14 protein-coding genes, 1 tRNA gene and 1 pseudogene are annotated in these 25,300 nt (G+C 43.7%); 7 read left to right on the top strand and 9 right to left on the bottom strand.

The genetic code is table 11. From position 1 onward, the window contains the following. Window positions 1-633: 633 nt before the first annotated feature. The 6 genes from GKR41_RS03210 to ribD all read right to left on the bottom strand — a co-directional run bounded on the left by GKR41_RS03210 (window position 634) and on the right by ribD (window position 6,750). Window positions 634-1,197 (bottom strand): YggT family protein, encoded by a 564-nt coding sequence (locus GKR41_RS03210; RefSeq protein WP_226810246.1) that lies wholly within the window; start codon window positions 1,195-1,197, stop codon window positions 634-636. 854 nt (window positions 1,198-2,051) lie between these two features. Beyond that, window positions 2,052-2,489: a transcription antitermination factor NusB gene (gene nusB / locus GKR41_RS03205; RefSeq protein ID WP_226809734.1), complete on the bottom strand. Its 438-nt coding sequence runs from the start codon at window positions 2,487-2,489 to the stop codon at window positions 2,052-2,054. Between the two features lie 2 nt (window positions 2,490-2,491). Further along, window positions 2,492-2,998, bottom strand: a complete 507-nt coding sequence (gene ribH / locus GKR41_RS03200) for a 6,7-dimethyl-8-ribityllumazine synthase (RefSeq protein ID WP_226809733.1) — start codon at window positions 2,996-2,998, stop codon at window positions 2,492-2,494. 116 nt (window positions 2,999-3,114) lie between these two features. Beyond that, a complete protein-coding gene (ribBA, locus tag GKR41_RS03195; protein WP_226809732.1) occupies window positions 3,115-4,227 on the bottom strand; it encodes a bifunctional 3,4-dihydroxy-2-butanone-4-phosphate synthase/GTP cyclohydrolase II in 1,113 nt (370 codons plus the stop codon). Window positions 4,228-4,923: 696 nt separating this feature from the next. Next, on the bottom strand, window positions 4,924-5,580 hold the full coding sequence (locus GKR41_RS03190; protein WP_226809731.1) for a riboflavin synthase: 657 nt from the start codon (window positions 5,578-5,580) through the stop codon (window positions 4,924-4,926). Window positions 5,581-5,598: 18 nt separating this feature from the next. Further along, on the bottom strand, window positions 5,599-6,750 hold the full coding sequence (gene ribD, locus GKR41_RS03185; RefSeq protein WP_226809730.1) for a bifunctional diaminohydroxyphosphoribosylaminopyrimidine deaminase/5-amino-6-(5-phosphoribosylamino)uracil reductase RibD: 1,152 nt from the start codon (window positions 6,748-6,750) through the stop codon (window positions 5,599-5,601). Between the two features lie 1,067 nt (window positions 6,751-7,817). Between ribD and zwf the strand changes: the two genes are divergently transcribed. The 3 genes and pseudogenes from zwf to GKR41_RS03170 all read left to right on the top strand — a co-directional run. Further along, window positions 7,818-9,275, top strand: coding sequence for a glucose-6-phosphate dehydrogenase (gene zwf / locus GKR41_RS03180; RefSeq protein WP_226809729.1), 1,458 nt, complete (start codon window positions 7,818-7,820; stop codon window positions 9,273-9,275). A 52-nt stretch (window positions 9,276-9,327) separates the two neighbouring features. Next, a complete protein-coding gene (pgl, locus tag GKR41_RS03175) occupies window positions 9,328-10,014 on the top strand; it encodes a 6-phosphogluconolactonase (RefSeq protein ID WP_226809728.1) in 687 nt (228 codons plus the stop codon). Next, window positions 9,995-11,068 (top strand): annotated as a pseudogene (locus tag GKR41_RS03170) (glucokinase); the annotation flags it as partial. The gene pgl and the pseudogene GKR41_RS03170, both read left to right, overlap by 20 nt. A gap of 849 nt (window positions 11,069-11,917) precedes the next feature. On the opposite strand, the gene GKR41_RS03165 reads toward GKR41_RS03170, so the two are convergent. Continuing rightward, the gene (locus GKR41_RS03165; RefSeq protein WP_226809727.1) at window positions 11,918-12,184 is read right to left on the bottom strand and encodes a double-stranded DNA-specific endonuclease; all 267 of its coding nucleotides are present in this window, start codon (window positions 12,182-12,184) and stop codon (window positions 11,918-11,920) included. A gap of 1,354 nt (window positions 12,185-13,538) precedes the next feature. Beyond that, window positions 13,539-13,613: transfer RNA gene (locus GKR41_RS03160), tRNA-Arg, on the bottom strand. A 478-nt stretch (window positions 13,614-14,091) separates the two neighbouring features. Between GKR41_RS03160 and GKR41_RS03155 the strand changes: the two genes are divergently transcribed. The 3 genes from GKR41_RS03155 (at window position 14,092) to parC (ending at window position 20,545) form a co-directional block, all read left to right on the top strand. Further along, entirely contained in the window at window positions 14,092-16,053 is a 1,962-nt protein-coding gene (locus GKR41_RS03155; protein ID WP_226809726.1) for an ATP-binding cassette domain-containing protein, read from the top strand. Between the two features lie 103 nt (window positions 16,054-16,156). Next, window positions 16,157-18,145, top strand: coding sequence for a DNA topoisomerase IV subunit B (locus GKR41_RS03150; protein ID WP_226809725.1), 1,989 nt, complete (start codon window positions 16,157-16,159; stop codon window positions 18,143-18,145). Window positions 18,146-18,223: 78 nt separating this feature from the next. Beyond that, window positions 18,224-20,545: a DNA topoisomerase IV subunit A gene (gene parC, locus GKR41_RS03145; RefSeq protein ID WP_226809724.1), complete on the top strand. Its 2,322-nt coding sequence runs from the start codon at window positions 18,224-18,226 to the stop codon at window positions 20,543-20,545. Between the two features lie 1,592 nt (window positions 20,546-22,137). Here the strand turns inward: parC and GKR41_RS03140 are convergent. Beyond that, window positions 22,138-22,596 carry a RidA family protein gene (locus tag GKR41_RS03140; protein ID WP_226809723.1) on the bottom strand — a complete coding sequence of 153 codons (459 nt, stop codon included), beginning with the start codon at window positions 22,594-22,596 and terminating at the stop codon, window positions 22,138-22,140. A 728-nt stretch (window positions 22,597-23,324) separates the two neighbouring features. Here GKR41_RS03140 and htpG point away from each other — a divergent pair. Next, window positions 23,325-25,214 (top strand): molecular chaperone HtpG, encoded by a 1,890-nt coding sequence (gene htpG, locus GKR41_RS03135; protein WP_226809722.1) that lies wholly within the window; start codon window positions 23,325-23,327, stop codon window positions 25,212-25,214. The last annotated feature ends 86 nt before the right edge of the window (window positions 25,215-25,300 follow it).

Here is a 25,300-nt window from a genome sequence, read left to right as displayed (position 1 = left end):
AGGGGGGTCACTATTTTCAATAATCTGTCTAATATACCTACCACATAGAACAATTCACAGCTGAGAAACTAAGATCTGTTTTAATAGATATTAAGCGACTACTGCTATCTTAGAGTCGCTGCCGCAATGTACAACTTACTCTAGTCTTGCCATTAAAAGGATTACTCTAAAGTGTATCCTGAGAATGAATAAGAGGTGATAACCTCTATATTTTCCATCCCCTCCTTCATCGGATACTATATATCCGATATTTAGTGAAAGGCCTAAGAAATACTCTGGAAATCTCTTTTCTGGGGAACTATAGTCCCCCCTCTTGGGGGGGGTATGCTACTCACTTGCAGCTTTGGAAGCTGGGTAATAGATATCACACTATCTTGCAAACCTAAATATAATAGAGCGTGTATATGTTTCTGGGGCGACAGCTTACACTAACTAGTTAAATAGAGAGTCGGTATTAGATATAATAATTATTAAATAGTTTTTAACTATTTTAGAAGTATTGCATAAGCACAGTAAAAGTGCGGGCTTGATATACATCAAAAGATCGAGCGTACTGATGTTTACACTAGCACATGCCATGCAATATAAACTTTATGCGTTTATATTACTCCACGGTTGCTGGCATTTCAATGCTTAAAGTCCGAACATTGTTAATGATACTGTAATATGTGTGACGATAATCAATAATATTTCGACAAGTATAAGTAGTACTAACGGTGACAAGTCGATTCGGCCCAGAGGGGGTACTGAGCGGCGCAGCAGGTTTAACAATGGAGCTGTCAATTGTAGTAAGATTTCTATTGCTGGGGCGCTTGGGTTAAACCACGAGAGCAGCACCATAATTAGTGTTAACCAAATTATTAGATTCAACGCCCATTTGATTATTATCAATGCCGAGACAATTAATCCGATGAGCAACAGCGAGACCGGGTTACCACCAGAGATAGTTACTATCAAAATAGTAAATGTAATCGCAGCTAACCAGGCAGCAAATAGACTCGTCCAGTCAATGCAACGTGAGGCTGGAATTATACAGCGTAACGGTAATACCAACCAGTTGGTAGCCTTGAGGATGGCTTGCAAGAGTGGGTTGTATGGTTTTATCCATACCATAGTAAGCCACGCACGAAGCAGCAAGGCTGCGCCGAATAATGTGAAAGTCGTATTCAGTAAAAAACGAGCAATATCTACAAACATATTATTTTCCATGAGATTAATGCACTCGTGATTAGAGGGCGTAAAGCGCCAGGCAATATGACGGGGGGGCAGTCACAATAAGCTTCTCCTACATCCGACGAATTTATGTCACGATGCGTCGGTAATTTTAACTGTAGTATTGATTTCGTCGACAATCGGTTTCCAGCGGCAAGCATTAGGACAGTCACTCTAAACTAGAGCATAGTAGTAATGCAGATCGTGCACAGTTCTAATCTAACTAAATATTTTTATATGCTCGGCATTTTTGTATGCTGTACCACTCGTGCATTCGTACATTAGATAGATTGATAGTACCCTGGCCTAGGTAGAGGAAATAGATATAGCAGATGGAAGGTGCTTGTCAAGCCCCACCCCCACGGGGGGGGATTTAGTCAACGCATTGATCAGGAGTTATCTTATAGTACAGTTGGTATTAATGCTTTCGTGCATAACGTTACAGATTATGAAGTACACATACTAAAAAACTTGGTTATTATATTAGCCTATACTTTTAAATATTGGAGTTATAAGTGTTCTACGTGCGATTAGCGGCAAACTTAGATACTGTCTGTTACGGTAAAGTACCTCAAACTATTCCAGATTATATATACATCCTTGTAAATAAAATGTTGAAAAGACGAATATAGAAATAACGCCTAGTTTAGAAACTAGCGCAGGAGCGGAATATATAGTATGTTGAAATATCTTTACTATTTCTCAATGCATCAGGAAGATGTGATAGAAATTCAAGCAGATACTGCGTGTATTTACATCCTAATGATGCTGACTTGTGCGATGCGCCGAGCTTTAAGATATTAAATAGCTAAGCATTGGCGGATACAGTACCATGAAGCTCAAGTGCGAAGAACCTTGACTTCGTTAGGGCGCACGGTTACTGCGAGCCTATCTAGAACGCCGTTCACATACTTGTAACCGTCGGCTCCGCCAAATGTCTTGGTTAACTCTACGGCCTCGTTAATCACAACTCGGTAGGGGATCTCGAGTTGATGCTGAAATTCATATACCGCTATTAGTAGCACTGCCCGCTCGACTGGCGAAAGCTGGTTGAACGGTCGATCTAGGAATGGAATAAGCGTCTCGGTCAGCATTTTCGCTTTCTTGATCACGCCATACAGCAGTACATCAAAATGGACGCAGTCCGCTTTACTGAAACCGGGCTGTTCGCGCATAGCGGAGTCGATTTTACTGACTGCCGCCCCCGATATTAGCCACTGATACACACCTTGTGTAGCTAACTCACGCGAGCGTCGGCGAGAATTTCTAGTTGTCATACTTAATCCTCCACTACTGTCCGGTCTCTCTCTTGATCATCTTGATTAAGATGATCAAGAGAGAGCGATAAATGCCCCATTTCTACGGCAACACGCGCTGCATTGCGACCCTTTGTGGGCACTCGTACGAGTGCTTGCTGATCATTCTCAGCAGTTAAAACTGCGTTTGCGATTGGTATACCAAAGTCCAGAGCAATACGGCTAATACATGAACCGCTCTCGTTAGATACGAGCTCGAAATGATAGGTTTCACCTCGAATTACCGCGCCAATAGCAATTAGAGCATCGAACTGACCGGTCTCGGCGAGTTTCTGTAGAGCAAGTGGAATTTCTAGTGCTCCAGGTACTGTAACGAATAAAGTGTCCTCGCCTGTAACGCCAAGTTGCTTGAGTTCCTCAAGGCAGATTTTGGTCAGCTCGTTGCAAACTAGCTCGTTGAATCGGGATTGAACTATGCCGATACGCAGTCCACTACCATCGTAGTTCGGTTGATATTTCCCAATTTCCATATAAATGTTCCTCTAAATCAAAACGGACTCTGCTAGTCGGCGGGCTAAGATTAGAATAGCAGATATCACACGCATCGCTTTATTCATGAAAACATGTTTTTTCCTGATAATCCGTTTCACTGTACTAGCATAGGCTCAAAACCGGTTACCTCAAGGCCATATCCTGATATGCTACTTATACGGAATGGATTTGATAATAGCCGCATTTTTCCGACATGTAATGCCCGAAGAATTTGTGCGACGATACCGTAAGTCTTATAGTCGATTGGATTAGACTTGAATTCGACTCCATTCTTTTTCCAGTTATATTCTTGGAATATGCTTAATAACTGTTCGCCTGATTTGTGTACATTCAGCAGTACTATGACCCCCATTCCTCTCTGAGCAATCTTGTGTAACGCTGCATCTAATGTCCAGGAGTGTGTACTTATACCCGTTTCGAGAAGGTCTAGAATAGATAGTGGCTCATGAATGCGTACCAATGTTTCAATCCCAGGAGATGGTTTCCCGCGTACCAACGCTAAATGCGGTGCACCGCTTGGCTTGTCGTGGAACAGCACTACATTAAAAAGTCCATGCGTGGTGTGCATCGAGCGCTGCGCTATGCGTTCAATAACCGATTCGGTACGACTTCGATACTTGATTAGGTCCGCAATTGTACCGACCTTTAAGCCATGCTGCGAAGCGAACTCAATCAGGTCGTGCCATCGTGCCATCGTGCCATCATCTTTCATTATTTCGCAGATCACTGATGCGGGCGTAAGCCCGGCTAACTGCGTTAGGTCACAACCCGCCTCGGTATGACCAGCTCGGGAAAGTACCCCACCAGGCTGTGCCATAATCGGAAACACATGTCCAGGTTGGACAATATCCTTAGCTCGAGCGTTACATGCGACGGCTGCCCGGACCGTTCGAGCACGGTCAGCGGCCGAGATGCCAGTGGTTACGCCTTCTGCGGCCTCGATGCTAACCGTGAATGCTGTACCGTATTGCATACCATTTCGATATGTCATTAGCGGCAAATTCAATGTTTGGCAGCGCTCCTGTGTCAGCGTCAGACAGATCAGACCACGGCCATAGCGAGCCATAAAATTAATTGCCGCTGGCGTAACGAAATCAGCGGCCAGCACCAAGTCACCCTCATTCTCCCGGTCTTCTTCATCAAAAAGAATGACCATTTTTCCAGCCCCGAGTTCGGCAATGATCTCTTGCGTTGAAGCGAGTGTCATAGTGGACAATATTGACACAATAGTAAAAACTACTATTTTACGCGTGCATTTCGTCGAGAGCGCTTATTTCTATGCCGTTGTATGCCGATTTAGGTCAGTTTTTTTAAAAATATACAAGCGTAGAGTTTTACGAGGATTAATTTCTTCACGCAGTCGTGCTAGACGTTATACAAAACAGACGGATAAGGATCTAGAAAAGATCTTTTGTTGTTCTTTGGATTAGGATGATCTAATCCTATAATGAGCTGCAGGAGTTAGAATCTGCTGCATCCATAGCAGCCCTAAAAATTTCCAGGTTGTTAAGCTCAGCAGGTTTTAGGATATACTTATTGCCGCTACCTTATTTGCATTCTCTAAGTTAAGTATCACAACCAAATAATTTAGAACTAGAAATATTTACAGCGTTTATTTCATATATATTATCACTTCTTGTTTTATGTAGTTAAAATTTACCTCGATCATAAATCGAGCGTGTGTATGAAAACTACGTCTGTCATGCTGAAAGATTACTAGTAGAAAATGTAGCGCATTACAAATGATAATCGCTAGCGTTACAGTACATATAGTAAAGTAGCGACGCTCATTCTATGCTTTTTAGAGATAGGTCTTTGCGGATATTGCAAAAATTCAGCGCAGATAGTTCTGCGGCTCGATTAGATTCCTTGATTAATTTTAGCACAATACTAGTAGATTTTTCTAAACTTTTGAATTAGATAAATTTAATGATTTATAACTATCCTGATATGCGCTAAGCATTCGCTCAATATAACGCGAAATAATATCGACTTCAATATTGAGTGTGTCGCCAACTCGCAAATGCCGTAGCGTAGTCATCTGTATCGTGTACGGAATTAGGTTCAACGATAACTCGCATCCGTCGCCTAGATCTTTAACGGTATTAATTGTGAGGCTTACACCATTAAGCGTAACAGATCCTTTATGTGCAAAATACTTCGCGAGTGAGGAGGGCGCGACGATGCATAATACATATGATTCCCCCGCCGGATCAAAGAGGCTGACTTGCCCCATTCCATCGATATGGCCGCTGACCATATGACCGCTTAAGCGTTGATCGACTCTTAGCGCTTTTTCGAGATTCACGTCGCCAGGCTGGGTCAGCCCTGCAGTGCAGTTTAGTGTTTCCCGTGATACATCAACATTAAAATGTGCCGCTTTCTTTCCAATGACCGTTAAGCAAGCGCCTTGCACTGCGATGCTATCACCCAACCTCACATCGGACAAATCAAGTATGCCAGCGGAGATTGAAAGACGTAGCCCCCCCTTAATGCAGGAGGAATCTATCGGAGTAATCAATTCAATCCGGCCGATCGCTGTAACAATACCTGTGAACATTTGTATATAACCTCTTTATTATGAGAGCGTATCACTACTCATTTTCGATAAGTCACCAAACTCGGCTGCTAATATAAGCCTAGCTAGGATACGTAGATCTTTACCGATCTGCTGAACCGAATGATAGCGCAGCCGTATCCGTCGATCGAGTTCTAATGGCGGATCGAGGTTAAACATACCTATCGCGTTTCCAAGAAGAGATGGGTCAATATAGAGCAGAAGCTCATCGACGCAGCCTGCGCGCAATAATGAGCTATTAATCCTATATCCAGCCTCGACATGCAATTCATTAATACCACGAGCAGCAAGCATCCGTAGCGCCGCTTGTAGGTCAACCTTGCCAGATAGGTTCGGTAAGGCAATTACTTCGGCACCAGCTTTGCGTAAGGAATGGGCTCGTTTGGCGCATTCTCCATCATCGCTCTCACATACAATAAGTAGTGGTGCACCAGATAAAAGTTTTGCATCTAGCGGAATGCTTAATCGGCTGTCTACCAGCACACGCAATGGTTGGCGAGGTGTTGATACCGCACGCACGTTCATCTGCGGATCGTCTTTTTTAACTGTGCCAATACCGGTAAGCGTTGCACATGAGCGCGCTCGCCATGCATGTCCGTCTCTACGCGCGGCATCTGATGTGATCCATTGACTGCGGCCGTCTGGCAATGCAGTACAACCGTCTAATGTCGCAGCAATCTTAAGACGAACCCACGGAACGTTACGCGTCATCCGTGACACAAATCCTACGTTTAGCTCCTGAGCCTCCTGCGCCAGCAGTCCACAATGCACCTCCATACCCGCATTGCGCAGCATGGCTAGTCCACGACCACTAACCTGAGAGTTTGGATCTCTCATCGCAGCTATTACTCGCGAAATTCCGGATTCAATTAGGATATTAGCGCAAGGCGGCGTGCAACCGAAATGGCTACAGGGCTCCAGAGTCACATAGGCGGTGGAGCCAACGGTAGTGTGCCCTCGTGATCGAGCGTCTTTTAGTGCACAAATTTCTGCATGGTCTTGCCCAGCAGGCTGAGTGAATCCCTCTCCAATAACTTTGCCATTCTTAACAAGAACACATCCTACTCGAGGATTCGGCGACGTTGTATATAACCCGCGCTCCGCAAGCGCGAGCGCGAGCCGCATTTGTAAGCGATCAAAGTCTGAAAACATGGCATAGTTCAGTTGGAGTTGAGTGTTATAGCGTATTATCGTAAATAATAGATACGTAAATAGCTTCATATGCTGAGAAAGCTACATCCATATCATTATTAAATTTCTCGTAGAAAAGCGCGTTGAAGTGGGATATATCGGGGCTATAAAATATAGATAAATATACTCTTAGGGAAGTATCCGCTACTGAACACTATATATATGCATATTATAGTGTTCAGTAGCCCGTAATTACTTCAACCAAGCCGCCTTTATGGAGACACCCAAAATTAAGCTCCCGAATCTAACTCAGCATTTCGAAACCAACCCAACATTGCTATTTCAGCGGCCTTGTTAGCTCCCAGTATGCTCGCATTAGTCTAATCTGATATTAATGCGGTCTTTTAATACTTTATTAAAAGGGTACCCTAAGAAAGGTACTGAATAAAGTTTCCCTGAAATTGAGCATAGTATTACTACCAGCTATTTCTAGCTTTGCTATGGCGTAGTTTTTCTATAGGCACTTTTAATGATTTATACGTTTTTAACGTATGTCACTTCCTACTTTAATTTTTTGTTGAAAGATAGCCGTGCTAACAAGGCATTCACGGGATTTTAACTATATTAGATAGTGCTAGATTACATATCAAATCAATAGCACACAATGCAACGATGATTATACGAGGTTTATTGTTATTCCCTCGGGGCTTGGAGCGCTAGAGAAAGTATAAAGAGGCGATGTATCAATTACCTGGCTACGGGGTTATGTAGCCACAAAATAAGTAAATTTCGTAAATCTCCAACGGTATATAGATATGTCATCTTCTTCAGCATGAAGATCCCTCTGCGTGGCATATGTCATACTATTATTAAAAGGGTATCATGAACATCTACCGACTGGTTAGAAGCTGATAGCTTGTACTGTAACTGATTAATATAAAGAAGTTTTTCTTCACACTAAATGTACCGCTTTATTTAGATTGTAGTTACACTACACAGTGTCATAAATATTTTTATCAGACTATGGGTAATTGTGCCACGTGCGCAACAAAACCAAGCTATATTTACAACGTCACCATCAATACATAATGCAAGTTGACACAGGCTTTACGTTTGTTCTTTTCGGCGGAACCGGTGATCTGGCAATGCGTAAGATTTTGCCGGGGTTGTACCAGGCGCACCGTGGCGGCTTGCTGCCTGCGGCGGGACGGATTATTGCGGTCGCCCGTGGCTTCGGCAATCGAGAAGCGTACTTGCAGTGGATGCATACACATGTACGCAATCACATAAAGCCGGATGGCGATGATCCTTTGTGGAACGACTTTCTCAATCGAATTTTGTTTGTGCGGGTTGATCTCGGGCAGCCGGAAGATTATGCGTTATTGCGAGATGCGATTTCGCAGCTGTCCGGTATTCGGGTATTCTATCTTGCTACCAGGCCATCTCTATTCGTGCCAATTTGTCGTGCACTATCAATTATAGGCTTAAGTGATGGTGCACGAATCGTGTTAGAGAAGCCTCTTGGTTATGACCTGCAGTCGTCTAAAGCGATCAATAACGCAGTCGGTGAAATTTTCGTAGAAAGCCATATTTACCGGATAGATCATTACCTAGGCAAGGAACCCGTTCAGAATCTACTAGCTCTGCGTTTTGGCAATACACTCCTTGAGCCACTATGGCGCCGCGAGTGGGTCGAGAGTATTCAAATTACGATTGCAGAAGAATTGGGAGTCGAAGGACGAGGTGATTTCTACGATAGCACTGGCGCATTACGAGACATGGTGCAAAACCATCTACTGCAGCTGCTGTCTATCGTAGCAATGGAGCCGCCCCACTCAATGCATACTGACTCGTTACGCGATGAAAAACTGCGCGTGCTACGCGCCCTCAAACCTATTGAGCCTGGTGCTGTTAGTCGCGTTGCTGTACGCGGTCAATATCATACAGGCGTGCTCAAAGGTGTTGCGGTGCCTGCTTATATAACGGAGCAGGGCGTGAGCGCGTCTAGCACGACCGAAACCTTTGTTGCCCTAAAAGTCGAGATCGAAAACTGGCGCTGGGCTGGAGTGCCATTTTTTCTGCGGACCGGCAAGCGACTTGCTGATCGAGTTGCGGAGATTGTTGTTAACTTCCGAGCAGTTCCGCATTCAGTTTTTGATTCTATGGCACTACGAAATAGCTCTAATCGTTTAGTGATTCGTCTTCAGCCTAACGAATCAATTCGGCTATATGGCCTCGCCAAACAGCCCGGTGAAGGGATGAACTTACAAAGTGTGCACTTGGATCTAGCTTTTGATAAGTTCTTCAAAGAAGAACGTATGGAAGCATACCAGCGCTTACTATTAGATGTTATCAATGGCCGATTAGCATTATTTGTGCATCGAGACGAGCAAGAGGCAGCGTGGAGGTGGGTTGAGCCAATTCTAACAGAATGGACTCGACTCGGTACTGTGCCTAAGCGGTATGCAGCAGGAACATGGGGACCAGCTGCAGCTAGCGCTCTTCTAGCTCAGCATGGTACATGCTGGCTAGAAGAAGAGAACTAATCAGACCGCACGCGGTATCTATAGATAATAATTAAAGCAGTACGGAGGAAAAGTGATCGGGCTTCACGCTTTTGACAATGAGTACGCCCAGCGGGCCGCGCTAGTGCAAGCGGTTAGCGATGCGTTACAGTCGTCGCTAGCCAATCGTATAGACCCGGCGCGTGTCACACTCGCGGTGTCGGGTGGCACGAGCCCACGCCCATTCTTGCAAGCTTTATCACAGCGCTTGCTTGACTGGGCGCGCATTAATATCACCCTGGTCGATGACCGTTGGGTTCCCCTTATACACCCAGATAGTAATGCGAGATTCGTCCAAGATACATTGCTGCAGCATGCAGCGCGCGAGGCGATGTTCCAGCCGTTAGTCGACATCAATCAGCCCCCTAATGCCCACATCGAAGCTCTAAATATGAATGTCTCACGCATGCTTCCTGATGTAGCCGTTCTGGGTATGGGCAAAGACGGTCATATTGCGTCGATTTTCGCTGACTCGCCGCAGTGGGATTTAGCAATACTCACTCACGATCGTTATATTCTAGTCCAGCCACGACAGGCGCTACATCTACGGGTCAGCTTTTCATTATCGGCACTTAAGCAAATTAAGCGTCTCTTTCTGTTAATCTCCGGGCAGTCAAAGCTAGACGTTCTACATGCTGCGATTGAGCAATTACAACATAATGCCATCTCCAAACTGGCCAACGATATGGGAGTCAACGTCGATGCTTACTGGTGCGCCTAAAGCAATGTTTGCGCGTGAGAGTCCACATCCGGATGGGCCACGGCTGCTTGCCGACGTAGGCGGAACCAATGCGCGTTTTGCGCTGGAATTTAGACCTGGTCAGATTGACAATGTACGTGTATACCCTTGTGCAGACTATCCTGGTATTGCCTCTGCGATTAAAAGATTTTTAGAGGATAATAAGATTATTCGCGTGAACCATGCGGCTATTGCAATCGCCAATCCTGTAGACGGTGATCAGGTACAGATGACTAATCGCAACTGGAGTTTTTCAATTGAGGCTACACGCTGCGCATTAGGATTCGATACACTATTAGTAGTTAACGACTTTACTGCTTTAGCAATGGCTTTGCCGTGCTTATTTGATGCACAGCGCGCACAGATTGGAGGTGGTGTGCGTCGACAGAATAGTGTAATCGGACTGGTTGGACCGGGTACTGGTTTAGGTGTGTCAGGTCTAATTCCATCAAACGATCGTTGGATTGCACTGGGCAGTGAGGGTGGACATGCTACGTTTTCGCCGCAGGATGAGCGTGAAGATCGAATACTAAATTATGCGCGCAAGCAATGGACGCATGTGTCCTTCGAGCGCATCTGCGCGGGACCGGGACTAGCGCTAATATATCGGGCACTGGCTGTCTATAGTAAAAAGCCTCTTAACCCTAAACTCGAGCCAGCTGATGTAGTGAGGCGTGCGCAGGCGGCCGATCCGCTCGCTCTGGAAGCAGTAGAGTGTTTCTGCGCAGTTCTTGGCACATTTACTGGAAATATTGCAGTTACGCTTGGTGCTCTTGGTGGAATTTATATCGGCGGAGGTGTGATCTCTCATCTGGGAGAGTTATTTTCTGCTTCTCCGTTTCGTACACGCTTCCAAGAGAAAGGCCGTTCCAGGGCATATCTAGCGAATATTCCAACCTTCGTAATCACTGCGAAATATCCAGCGTTCCTGGGCGTGTCTGCGATTCTAGCTGAACAACTTTGGCATCGATCTAACAGAGAGTCGGCGGTATTTGAGCGCGTCTGGCAGATGCGAGACGTTTTTATGCCAGCCGATAGCCCATAGCCAGTTCGCATAATTATCTGATCTTAGAGTTATCGATACATCATTTCCAATATGATGGTCTGATATTGTTAGCCGACTCGCGTGTAGTCATCAGAGACTGCTAACTATTTAAGAAACCTGGTATAGGCCGGCTTTCTTAATAGTTTTTTGGGCTAGAAGTTAGATTACAAATAGGTAAGCTTTACTATCCCAAGCTAAAAAGTATAAGCCGCCGCATAATCTTAAGTATTATGATGCATTAGATCAACATTGCAATATGCCATTGCATTACAGCGCTAATTCATTTTTGCTCTGTTATAGTACAGGTCTTCGGCGTTTATTAACTATATAAATATAGTTAATATGTTATGCATAACAACTTAGATGGGCAAAGAATAAATGATCTAAGCGAGAACTATGCAAGTATACATCTAAGGAGTGTATTCAGTCTGTATCAACAAACTAAAACAAGCCTTTCTAAGGCTATTAGCAAATACAAAAGTTCTCAGTTGAATTTTCTAGAATCTAGAAAATTCAACTGAGAACTGAGTACAGTGCGCTGTCTATAGTAATCAAAATAGTCTAGACTATGTGTAGTGTAAATTTTACAGCTCATCAATCAGGTTGAAAATTGCGCTCTGCAATACTGCCTTGATTTAAAGCAAGATCTTCGTCCGCAAGAATTATAGAAAGCTCAGATTCCAGTAATCGTCAATCAGTTAAAGACCTTCCTAATTGTTAAATACTGGATGACGATTACTGGAATAAATACCTTCGTATTAAGTAGACAATGCTAGTTTAGCAGGTGACACGCAGGCCTAATCTGTAATATTTCTACCTTCATACTGGGAAACAACTGCGTTAATCGCCAAATAGTGTATTTAATGCGGCAGCAGCTTCGCTATCGATCGTATTGTATGTCACGCTATTAGCTTCAAAGATATAGTGCGTAGTATATTTACCTAGTCGTTCTAGGATCTCCTCCTGGATTACCTCGGGTAAATCATCAAACTTTAGATACCATGCGGTTGACGATAACCTAGTCTGGAAAACGCCATATTCGCTCATTAGCGTGTCGAATTCATGGGCATCTTGGTCGCGGCAAATAATAACGAGATTTCCTTTCATGCGCCTTTTATATTTATTTAAAAACCCATCATAATAATGGTTAATAGTGTCCGGGCTAGGTGTTTATTACTGCATGTAATTAGTTTAATTTAGCTAACTAGGGTGCGTAGCTCATGCGCGTAATATCAAGACAAGTCACAGTAGTTTAAAGGATTTTAGCTGTGTTGTTGCTTAGTATGATATCGATATCAGTTTTAAAATAGGTTGTTTTTCTACCTTGGATACCCTAGTATAATCAGCTTCTTTAAGCGGAGTGGAATTAATCTTCGCGCTTTTTATCAGCTAGACCTGAAGTATGTCATGTATTTCTTACTACTCGCTTTACGCCGCACTACCTAATCTAGATGAGGTGTGGGCATTCTTCACCTAACGGATGGCACTGTTTTTGAAACTCAAGAAATATTTTTGAATCTCAAGATGCTATTCTCAATGCTGAGTTTGATCTTGATTGGAATGATGTCGATATCTAGAGGAGGCTCTTTACTATCGCATCCGAATCAATAACTGTCGACAAGAACACTATTTTACGTCACCTGAGCATCACTTGCTTAATGCAAGTGATTGGGAATCGAAATTTGTTTCCAACATTAATTTCTCTTTCGGATACTAATTGTCTTGGCTAATAAGTTCCGGATAGACAATGTAGCTTCAGTGTTTATGCCTAAATCATGCTACTTAGTTTAATCACAACGTCAGTCTGTGAGTCCGTGGCTAGCTATAGTCATACAGAATGCGCTTATCGGGATACGTGAGCCGAAGCAGTTCTACTGTGCTATCGCGAGAGTGCTTATTCGATTTTTACGGCGAAACTTTATGCATTTAGATGTGAAAAGCACCCGCTTGTATTAACAGATGACCTCGGAACATCCGATTCCAAGTAGTTAGCACTGGTGTGCTGCACAAAATCGATTTATTCTTAGCAGTCCGAACGATTTATAGGGCGCTAGTATAATAGTAAAGATGCACCGAACACCGAATACACATTGCACATCTGCACAATACCGAACGAGCGGATCCGAGGTGATACGGTAGCAATAGATCGGGCCCGTAACTAAGAGCGGACTGACTCAACAGACTCCTCGAAATACGTTTGCAACAGCTTATAAATCCTTTACCGGTATTAGATTTATGGTTTTTATCTAGGCGGATACGCGCTTAAGTACGAATATGATCTGGAAGTATTGTAAGTTTTTGTAGCTAAGCGAAGCGATAGCTGACAAATCACTCTTCAGGTAATTTGCATATGATCGTACGATAATGCCTGCGCATTATTAAATATAACAATTATATAGACATAGTATTTTCTCTTTAAAAATAACCAGCTACCTGCATTATACAGTGCTATTACATAATGTGGTCCCGCCGCCAGGAATCGAACCTGAATCTCACGTTTAGGAGACGTGTGCACTCTCCATTGTGCTACGGCGAGCGGAGGGGGGGGGCTAGACATGAATCTAGAGACTACCTGAAGTCAATATACAATCATAACAGTGATACATTGCAAGTAGTCGCATTAAGAGATTATGATCATACCATGAGGACGATCCCAGAATACACCGATGTGGCACTCAAGATTTTACTATAGCAAGTAGGCTTTTCTAGGAGTTGACCGTAGCACTATTGTTCTAAAATCCCACATAAGTCCGATTTAAAGGCTATAACTATCTTTGATGGCTAGTCTGCTGCATTGTAAATTTACAATAAGACAGTTCCGAAATGACTGGATAATGTACTAAGTTTTTTTAAACATAGCTCAAGCTATTAGCCTCGAAGAGGCTACAAGTAAGGCCCTTGCTCCTATAACAAATAGTATTGCCCGCACCAACTAACTCGGTACCGCTTGTTTACAGGCAGGTCATTTATCTCAGACCGGTACAATAGGTACTTTGTATTCTTTTTATGCTCTGATGTCGCTGCTTTCCATTACTGCCGCGCAACTTGCGTTCGGCCATGTCGCGCTACTTGACCACGCGCATTTCTTAATCGAACCAGGTGAACGAGTGGGTCTGATCGGTCGAAACGGTGTTGGCAAGTCTTCATTGCTAAAAATCGTCGATGGCTTGACTAAGCTAGACGATGGTTTGATTAGCCGTGCGCAGGCACTCACTACTGCTTATGTGCCCCAGGAACCAATCTTCTGCCCCAGTATGTGCGTGTTTGATACGGTTGCTGCAGGACTTAAGCGCACTCGTGTGCTGCTCGATGAATATAACAGAGTTTTGTGCGCACTAGCAGATATGCCTGAATGTCCATCGCAACATCTATTATTAGCACGCATGAATACACTGCAATCCAAGTTGGATGCTTGTGATGGATGGACATGGCATACCAGAGTTGCGACTACGCTTACGCAATTAGGCCTAGATAGCAACGCGCTCATAGATAATCTCTCCGGGGGTGTACTTAAACGCGTTGCCTTAGCCCGCGCTCTAGTAATGCAGAGCGATATTCTGTTATTAGACGAGCCTACTAATCATCTTGATTTTGATTCGATACGCTGGCTTGAGACACTGTTATTATCATTACGTAGCAGTGTATTATTTATCACGCATGATCGTGCATTCCTTGATCGCGTCTCTACTCGTATTGTTGAACTCGATCGTGGTCGCCTATTTTCATATTCAGGAAACTTTTCATCCTATCAAGCCCGTAAGTCGAAGCATCTCGAAGAGGAGTCTATTGAGAATGCAAGGCTTGACAAGTTGCTTGCCAAGGAGGAGATTTGGATACGTAAGGGCATCGAGGCGCGACGAACTCGCAACGTCGCGCGCATCGAGTCGCTGGTGCAGATGAGAAACAATCGCGCAAAACGCCAAACAATACAGGATAATGTGCGACTTGATGTTAAACAAGCCGGCCGATCTGGAACAATCGTTGCCAAACTTATCAATGTAAATAAGCGCTACGGTCAACATACAGTCGTTTCGTGTTTTTCAACTACGGTGATACGCGGCGATAAAATTGGCTTCATCGGTCCCAATGGGGTGGGCAAGACTACGCTACTCAAGTTGCTGCTCGGCGAGATTATGCCGGACGAAGGACGGGTGCATATCGGTACAAATCTACATATTGCATACTTTGACCAAATGCGCACGCAGTTAGATCCCGAGCGTAGCCTTATAGATACGATTAGTCCCGGTGGCGACTGGATAGAGCTTAACGGCACCCGTAAGCATGTGATGAGCTACCTAGGCGATTTCCTGTTTTCGCCAGAACGTGCTACTTCTCCAGTTAAATTATTATCCGGCGGTGAACGTAACCGGCTATTACTAGCGCGACTTTTCTCGCGTCCCGCAAATGTGTTGGTCTTAGATGAGCCAACTAACGATCTCGATATTCCAACTTTAGAACTTCTCGAGGAGTTATTGATTTCTTATACTGGTACAGTGCTGCTTGTGAGCCATGATCGAGCATTTCTAGATAATGTTGTTACATCAGTAATCTCAGCAGAAGGAAAGGGTCAGTGGCAAAAATATGTCGGCAGTTTTTGGGACTGGCAAATACAGAAAACGCGTGCTGATGTGCTATTAAAGGCCGACGGCGCATTGTCCGAGAAAGCCGGTATAGATACTCAGAAAAATAGTTCGTTGCATAACGCCTCAAGTCCTGCTAAAGGGCGGAACGAAAAGCGTAGAATCAAGTTGACGTTCAACGAACAACGCGAGCTGGATGCATTGCCAGATCGAATTGCTCAGCTTGAGGCGAGGCAGCAGTCCATCGCGACACGTTTACAAAATGATTCAATTTTTATGGTAGATCTAGCTGAAAGTATTCGGCTTACCGAATGCTATTCGGCGCTCGACGAAGAACTGCTAGCCGCACTTGATCGCTGGCAGATGCTAGAGACTAAGCGCAATCCGCTAAAATAGCTTTAGCCCATACCAGCCTAAATACCATCTTATAGTGAGCTAGTTATCTGGCTTGGAAAAAATATTTGATTTTGTTTAAATAGCGGCGAAATTTATTAGAAATATGAATCAAAAAAAATCCGGTTCCGCATATAACGCAGCGTCAATCAAGGTGCTTAAGGGGCTCGAGCCGGTAAAACAACGGCCTGGAATGTATACGCGCACGCAGAATCCGCTGCATATCGTGCAAGAAGTTATCGATAATGCGTTAGATGAGGCGTTAGCTGGATTTGGCTCAAAAATCGTTGTAACACTGCATACTGACGATTCGGTCAGCGTTGAGGATGAGGGTCGCGGTATTCCATTTGGTCTACATCCCGAAGAGGGAGAGTTAGTGCTAGAAATTGTCTTTACTCAGTTGCATGCAGGTGGTAAATTCCACAAAAATTCCGATGGCGCTTATACCTTCTCTGGCGGTTTACATGGGGTGGGAGCGTCTGTAACTAATGCGCTGTCATATCGATTTGATGTCACCGTATGGCGGGATGGTAGGGTAGCTGATATTGGCTTCTCGCATGGCGATGTTGTACGAGCTCTCACTGTGCGAAAGGCGAATGGCCACATAGATAAAAAATCCGGTACTCGCATTACTGTATCGCCCGACCCGAAATACTTTGACTCGGCTACTGTACCGCAAGCTGAACTACAGTATTTATTGCGTTCTAAAGCAGTACTATTGCCTGGCATCGAGATAGTATTAGTCATTGAAAAAACTGGCGATCGGCAGTCATGGGAATATAAGAATGGGCTGCGTAGTTATTTGCTCGAGGGTTTGGCTGGATACGATACGTTAATTCCGTTGTTTGAGGGTGAGCGATATGCCGAATCGTGTCATATAATAAATAATGTATTTTCCCGGGGCGAAGGTGCATCGTGGGTTGTTGCATGGGTGGAAGAGGGTCCGATCTTTCGGGAGTCATATGTTAATTTGATTCCGACACCAGCGGGCGGTACTCACGAGTCCGGGCTGCGCGATGGCATTTTCCACGCGCTTAAGCGCTTTATTGAGCTTTATAATTTGAGCCTTAAAGGTGTTAAACTCCTTGCTGAGGATGTATTTGCACGAGTCTCGTTTATTCTATCAGCGAAGGTGCTTGATCCGCAATTTCAGGGACAGATTAAGTGGCAACTTAATAACCGGGATATAGTGCGATTGGTATCTACATTAGTGCGATCAAGCTTAGAGCTATGGCTTAACGAGCATGTCGAGCATGGACGTAGGTTAGCCGAGTTTGTAATGAAGCGGGCTCAGGAACGTATCCGCGCCGGACAAAAGGTCGGGAAGCGTAAAAGTTACGGTATAGCAGTTTTGCCTGGAAAGTTAGTCGACTGCGAGTCTCGTGACGTGTCACGAAATGAGCTGTTTCTGGTTGAGGGAGACTCCGCAGGAGGCTCCGCTAAGATGGGGCGCGATAAAGAGTTTCAGGCAATTCTGCCGCTACGTGGCAAGATCCTTAACACATGGGAGACGAAGCGTGACCGCCTTTTCGAAAATAATGAGGTGCATGACATCTCAGTAGCGATTGGCGTTGATCCACATGCAAGCGATGAGATACTGGACCTATCGCATTTAAGATACGGTAAGATTTGCATCTTAGCGGATGCTGATGTAGATGGCTCACATATCCAAGTACTCTTACTAGCTCTATTTTTTCGACATTTCCCTCAACTTATTGATCGAGGTCATGTGTATGTGGCGCGCCCGCCATTGTTTCGCGTAGATGCGCCAGCGCGCGATACGAATCCAGCGCAGAAACTATATGCGCTAGATGAAAGCGAGCTCGAGATAATAGTAGATAAGCTACGCAAGGATAGCACACCTGGATCTGCGTGGACAATCTCGCGCTTTAAGGGGCTAGGTGAAATGAATGCTGACCAGTTGTGGGATACGACAATGAACCCTGATATCCGGCGGCTAATGCCAGTACAGCTTGGCTATCTAGATTTCAATAAGACTACTGAGCGCATAACGATGTTAATCGGTAAAGGAGAAGCTGCCGCCCGGCGCATATGGCTTGCAGAAAAGATCAATAAAGTACAGGGAAGCATTTAGCGTACAGTGTTATATACGACTCGTAAGATTGCAACCGTGCATACTATTAGGAAAACTTAGATCTGAGACCCTCACCCGATGAGTGAAGAATTAGAATTAGATTTTTCGACGTCCGATGGCATTGAATATCTAACGCTAGGCGATTATGCTGAGCACGCATACCTTAACTATGCGATATCGGTTATCAAGAGCCGCGCTCTTCCTGATGTAACTGATGGTCAGAAGCCAGTGCAGCGCCGTATCTTGTATGCAATGCACGAAATGAGGCTGGTAGCCGATGCAAAGCCAGTTAAGTCGGCGCGTGTAATTGGCGACGTTCTTGGAAAGTACCATCCGCATAGTGATGCGTCTGCGTATGACGCTTTAGTACGATTAGCTCAGGATTTCTCGATGCGTTACCCATTGATCAATGGGCAGGGAAATTTTGGCTCGCGCGATGGCGATTGCGCAGCAGCGATGCGCTATACCGAAGCAAGACTCACGCCGATTGCACACTTACTGCTTGATGAGATAGACCAGGGAACAGTTGACTTCATTCCGAACTATGATGGCTCGTTTAAAGAGCCTGAGTCATTGCCAGCGCGCTTGCCGTTCGTCTTGCTTAATGGCGCATCTGGCATTGCGGTCGGTATGGCCACTGAGATTCCGTCGCATAATTTGCATGAAGTTGCGCAAGCTGTAATCAAACTCATCCGCAATCCAAATTTGAATTACGTAGATCTGATAGAAGTAATGCTGGGTCCGGACTTTTCTGGAGGGGGGCAGATTATTTCAAGTCCGGCAGAAATTTTCTCGGTGTATAAAAGCGGTCGTGGTAGTCTCAGAGTGCGCGCGCGCTGGAAGATTGAGAGGTTGGCACATGGGGAGTGGCAATTAGTGATCATCGAGCTACCGCCTGGAACCTCATCGCAGAAGCTGCTGAAAGAGATCGAAGAGTTGACTAACCCGAAGCTTAGGCTTCACAAAAAAATATTAACACCTGAGCAACTGCTAAGTAAGAAAAGTCTGCTTGCTCTTCTTAGTACGGCGCGCGATGAATCTGATAAAGATGCACCGGTGAGACTAGTATTTGAACCAAAGTTCAGTCACACCGACCAAAATAGCTTAATTAGAACATTATTTACGTACACAAGCCTAGAATCTAGCTTGCCAATCAACTTAGTGATGATTGGCACCGATGGTCGACCACAGCAAAAGGGGCTGATCGAGATTCTCCGGGAATGGATTCTCTACCGCTTTTCGATCGTGACCCGGAAGACAAGGTTTAGGCTATCTAAAGTGTGCGAACGGATTTATATCCTCGAAGGGCGGATGACTGTCTTCTTAAACTTAGACGAAGTGATGCAGATCATTCGATCGTCGAATATACCGCAGGCAGAACTCGTTAAGACCTTTGGGTTATCGCAGCGGCAAGTAGACGATATTCTTAACATCCGTTTTCGTCAATTAGCGCGACTAGAAAAAATTAAGATTGAGAAGGAGTGGGGCGAGCTTCACGACGAAAAGACTCAGCTAGAGGAATTACTGGGTAGCGATATAGCTATGAAGCAATTAATCATTAAGGAGATTGAGAATGATGCGAAGCAGTTCGGAGATGCTCGGCGTACGTTGATACAGCAGGATAAGCGCGCGATGATCGAAGGGCAAATCGCTAAGGAACCAGTGACCATTATTATCCTACAGTGCGGTTGGGCCCGTATCTTAAAGGGACACGAACTAGATGCATCAGGTTTTGCGATTAAGACGGGCGATACTTTGTATGCAGTTTTTCGGTGCAACACGACTGATGCATTAGTAATGTGGGGTAGTAATGGCCGAGTTTATTCAGTGCCAGTTGCGTTACTACCTGGCGGTCGTGGTGGTGATGGTGTGCCGATTACAGCATTCATTAATTTGGAATCTGGAACTCATCTAGTTCATTATTTTGCTGCGCCGCTTGAGCAGATGTTGCTGCTTTCATCGAGTAATGGCTTTGGTTTTATTGCGCGGATTGCTGATATGATCAGTCGCATGAAGACTGGAAAGCTATTCATGTCAATCAATTCTGACTCGCAGCTACTTGCTCCAATGCCCATTTTCCCCGATGCTTTACAGATTGCATGTTTAGCACTTACCACGCAGGGTGAGATGCGGCTACTAGTGTTCGGATTAGATGAAATACGACCGTTATCGAACGGTGGGCGCGGCGCGGCATTAATTACTTTAGACGGCAATGCGAAGTTGCTGCAGGCGCTAGGGATTAGTAAAACTGGGCTAATACTCAGCGGATCTGGGCGAAACGGCAAACCGCAGAAAAAGAGGCTAGCTGGAAATACGCTGACCCCCTATATTGGTAAGCGTATGCATCGCGGCAAGATCCTGGCGGTCAAATTTAAGGTATCGAGCATACTTGCGGTATAGTCTAGGGATACGATCCAGATCGGAGAAGAGTAGATATGTCAAGCACTATAACGCTGTTTTTGCATATTAGTGCATATGGTATGCGATGTTTATTAGACATACAATGTTCCAAAAATTTTTCTGCGTCCCGGCGAAGATCTTAAACTCAGTCACTATTCGAGTATCCACTCATTACTCGCGCAATTATTAGTAGCATAAAAAACATCTAAAAAGTGATAGAAACCCGACTAAGTTATACTAACTAGAGATAAATAAAATATCTCTTTTGTGTTAAAAACAGACCAACCAAAACTAACTATAGTACGAAGACAAAAAATAAATTTGTTATCAGAAATAACTAGAAATTTTTAGACAATTTGTTATACAAATAGCGCAGTGCATTAAGCGTATAAAAATGCTGGTATAGCGCAGTGTAAATTTTATTAGTCTTTTTCTTAAAACCTAGTCTTATGAGGCATATAAAGCTAGTGTACAAGAAAATAGAAATAAGCTTTTAGCTTATTTAATAGTAATCGTAGCACTACTTTAATACTATAACTCAATTTGTAGATTCATCTTAGTGTTTGTGCGTGCTTAACTAAACTCTGAACTAATCTAATTAAAAATTCAATTGCATGCACGCAGTGCGTAGCTATGGGTTTATAGCACAGAATAGAATGCCGCTTATCTAGTCGGACGATCAAATATAGTATTTTTCTCTAAAATGGACAAACCTCTCGAGATTTTATCTCGTTAATACACCTCCTAGCTCAAGCCGCTAACTATTAATGCCCGAGAAAACAAGGCTTCTAGAGCCCACTATTTTTATTTTGGAAGGTAAAAGAGTCTTCAGCTCTTAAGTAGTACTAAATTCTATCGCATATGGTGAGAAAAAATAAAATCTTTACTCCTCAATATTGTTCAGTCCTAGTAGCCAGGCTATATGCCTTTTTATTTTAGATACTCAATCTAATACTAACTTTTAGACATTTCACCCAAAGTTTAAATTAACTGAAGTCTAATTGTAGTACATTAAAATAAAAAAGATGTAAGTAAAAAAAGTAATAAATAATCGCCGCTAAACTAGAGGCACCGAAAATTCGAGGACTGCAATCGAATAAATATAGCTATTATTTAGCTGGTGATCTTATAACTATTTGCAATAGACTATGAATAATTACTTAGATAGTAGTAAATACTTTTTGTATGCTACCGATCTAGTTTTCGGTAAGTGATTTAATTATCTTGGATACCGGATGGTCGCTAGATATAAAGAGCGTAACGTATATAATCTGCCATGAAAGTTATCGCTGAAATATCTCTAATTTTGCTAAATTATAACCATACCCTTAAATGGCTGGGAATGGTTAAGCACGTTCTTGAGTTACAGCGCCTAGCGTTTAATTACGCACTCAGAAACGCCATCGCAGGTCCACTGGGAATCTGTTTGAAGATAAACGAAACGGACTATGCTTTTAAATTTTCTTTCCCTAAAATTTATGGCATTACCTTATTACATAAGTGACGCACTCAAATCGGCGCGTTATTGTGAAGAGCTTCAAGTGAAGATAATAAGTATATATACATATTCTCGGGCAGGGATATAGATACTATTATTCAGCTATAGCGATAAGTTCTATTTCCATACAAGCACCTAACGGAATCTGCGTAACGCCGAACGCTGAGCGAGCATGCTTACCTCGCTCACCAAATACTGCTATGAACAATTCCGATGCTTCGTTAGTTACCAAGTGCTGTTCTACAAAGTCTGGTGTCGAATTAACTAAACTCATAACCTTAACAATACGCTGAACTCGGTTTAGATCATCTAAGTGAGCATGTAGCGTCGCAATCAAATCGATAGCAATGCTGCGAGCCGCCCATCGCCCTTCTTCGGTACTAATCGTGTCACCAAGCTTACCACTCCAAATTTTTCCGTTTTTTTGGGCGATATGACCCGATAAAAATATAGTTTTTCCCACCTGCGCACTCATAACATAAGCAGATGCTGGTGCGCTAGCCGCCGGCAGCTTTATATTCAGCTTTTTTAGCTGATCATATACATTCAACATAAGGACTTCCCCTAAGATAGAAATCTAATAGACTAGATTCGTGATCTAGATCTGAATTAGGCCAAAGAACATTTTGGCTATAAGCTTAATTATATTATTAATTTAGGCGAACGAAGTTACTTAATGAGTATGCTAATTCGTATAGAACAATGTAACCCCTAATACATAACTTATTTAGAGTATATGTTATAGATAAGAATCTAAATCATTATTAGCATTGCACTGAATACTGTTACTAACTAGACTAGTTTTTATCATATATTCTAATATTCCCGTTAGTTAACACCCGGAAAACTGTATGTCGTCGTGTCGCACTGCATCTTATTAATAGAAATGTCACGAAACACTACCATAGCTATGGTACAACAGGAATGCACTGGTGATATGATGTGTTTTCCTTTGACATTAAGCTTGTCTCTTCAGATACTAAGTGCGATTTTTAATACTAAAGCGCTTGCTCGTCTAGGGTTATCGAAATTCGTGCCGCGCTTCTAGTTGCCTATAGTCAAGTGCAGCATAGCGTTTTTAGGAACACTCAACATGGCAATTTTAACCAGCATATATAAGTCTGCTATGCTTTGATATAGTGTATTAAGATAACTATGAGAGTACATTATGTAAATGCTCGGGAAAGTCTTGAATTCCTCGTGAATTATCTTAATTATCGGGAATACAAGTAAACCTAGCCTCGCGTCCATTGATATCAACTTGTTGAAAGAATTCGAAATATGGCACAAGAAATCATGAGCTTCCAGGCGGAAGTCAAGCAGCTTCTGCAACTAATGATTCACTCTTTGTATAGCAATAAAGAAATTTTCCTGCGCGAGCTAATTTCAAATGCGTCCGATGCAGCGGACAAGTTACGTTTCGAAGCAATTGTCGAAACCGGGCTATACGAGGATGATCCGGATCTATATATCCGGATTTCGTACGACAAAGCTACACGAATAATCATTGTAGATGACAATGGAATTGGCATGAGTCGTGACGAAGCGGTTTTACACTTAGGTACGATCGCACGCTCTGGAACCAAGGAATTCTTTTCTAAGCTGTCCGGCGATCAACAAAAAGACGCGGCACTAATCGGACAGTTTGGTGTTGGCTTCTATTCTGGCTTTATTGTCGCTGACCGAATTACTGTGGAATCGCGCCGTGCTGGTTTGTCTGCTGACCGCGGCGTACGCTGGGAAAGCACTGGAGATGGAGAATTTAGCGTCGAGAGCATAGATCGTATCCAGCGCGGTACATCGATTACGCTACATTTACGCGATGACGCGGATGAGTTTCTATCTTTTCACCGTCTTAAAACTATCATACAGAAGTACTCAGATCATATTGATTTACCTATCCTAATGAAAAAAGAGGAGTGGGATGCCAAGAAAAGTGAAATAGTTGTTAAGGATGAGGATGAGACTATTAATCAGGCTTGTGCAATCTGGACTCGTGCTAAAAACCAAATTAGCGATGAGCAATACAAGAACTTCTACGAGCATTTATCTCACGATCATGAAGCACCACTTGCATGGACGCATAACCGCGTTGAAGGACGCAGCGAGTATATCCAGTTGCTATATGTGCCTGCCCACGCTCCATTTGATATGTGGAATCGTAGCAATCGTGGAGGCTTAAAGCTATATGTAAAGCGCGTATTTATCATGGATGAGGCCGAGCAATTGCTACCTAATTATCTACGCTTTATTAGAGGTGTGGTCGATTCAAACGATTTACCTTTGAACATATCGCGAGAGATTCTTCAGGAAAGCCGTGATGTAAAGACGATCCGCGATGGCGTAACTAAGCGGGTACTGTCAATGCTTGAAGATCTGGCTAGTGATGCTGCTGATGGGCAAAAATACACAAAATTTTGGGGTGAATTTGGTCAGGTATTCAAAGAGGGCCTTGGCGAAGACCTCTCGAACCGAGAGCGGATCGCTAAGTTGTTTCGCTTTGCGTCAACGAGAGCCGACAGTGCGGAGCAGAATGTATCGCTAGATGATTATATCGCACGGATGCAACCCGAACAGTCAAAGATATATTATGTCACAGCCGATAGTTGGCAAGGAGCTCGCAATAGTCCGCACTTAGAGGTGTTCATCAAAAAAGACATCGAAGTGCTCTTATTGAGTGATCGCGTCGACGAATGGATGATGTCATTCTTACGTGAATTCGACGGTAAGCCATTGGCTAGCGTTGCCCGGGGCGATTTAGATCTAGGTTCAGTCTATAACGAGGAAAAAAATTCCCAGGAAAAAATTCGTGAAGATCTAAAGCCGTTAATCGATAGTATGAAAGATATACTAAAGAAAAAAGCTAAGGATGTACGTCTTACTTTCCGCTTAACCGAGTCGCCAAGTTGTTTGGTGGCCGATGAAGGGGAAATAAGCGGCTACTTACAGCGACTATTGAAAGCATCTGGACAGAAAGCACCAGATTTTCATCCGATACTTGAGATAAACCCAGAACATGCGCTGATTAACCAGCTATCACCAGAAATCGAAAACTTTACTGACTGGTGTCATTTGCTATTTGATCAGGCGCTGCTCGCGGAGGGGGGGGCACTTGATGACCCAGCAAGTTTTGTTAAGCGCACTAATATGTTATTAATATCCAGTAAGTGAGCGGTATATTTAGTCAGAGACCACTAACGAGTAAGCGGTCAATAGTATAATCGCGCCAAAATTAAGTAATACGTTTTAGCTCGCTT

The organism is Candidatus Vallotia laricis (assembly GCF_020541325.1).
In the GTDB taxonomy this organism is placed as follows: Bacteria; Pseudomonadota; Gammaproteobacteria; order Burkholderiales; family Burkholderiaceae; genus Mycetohabitans; species Mycetohabitans laricis.
Note: the sequence above shows the minus strand (reverse complement) of the source record. Positions and strands in the feature narration are given on the sequence as shown.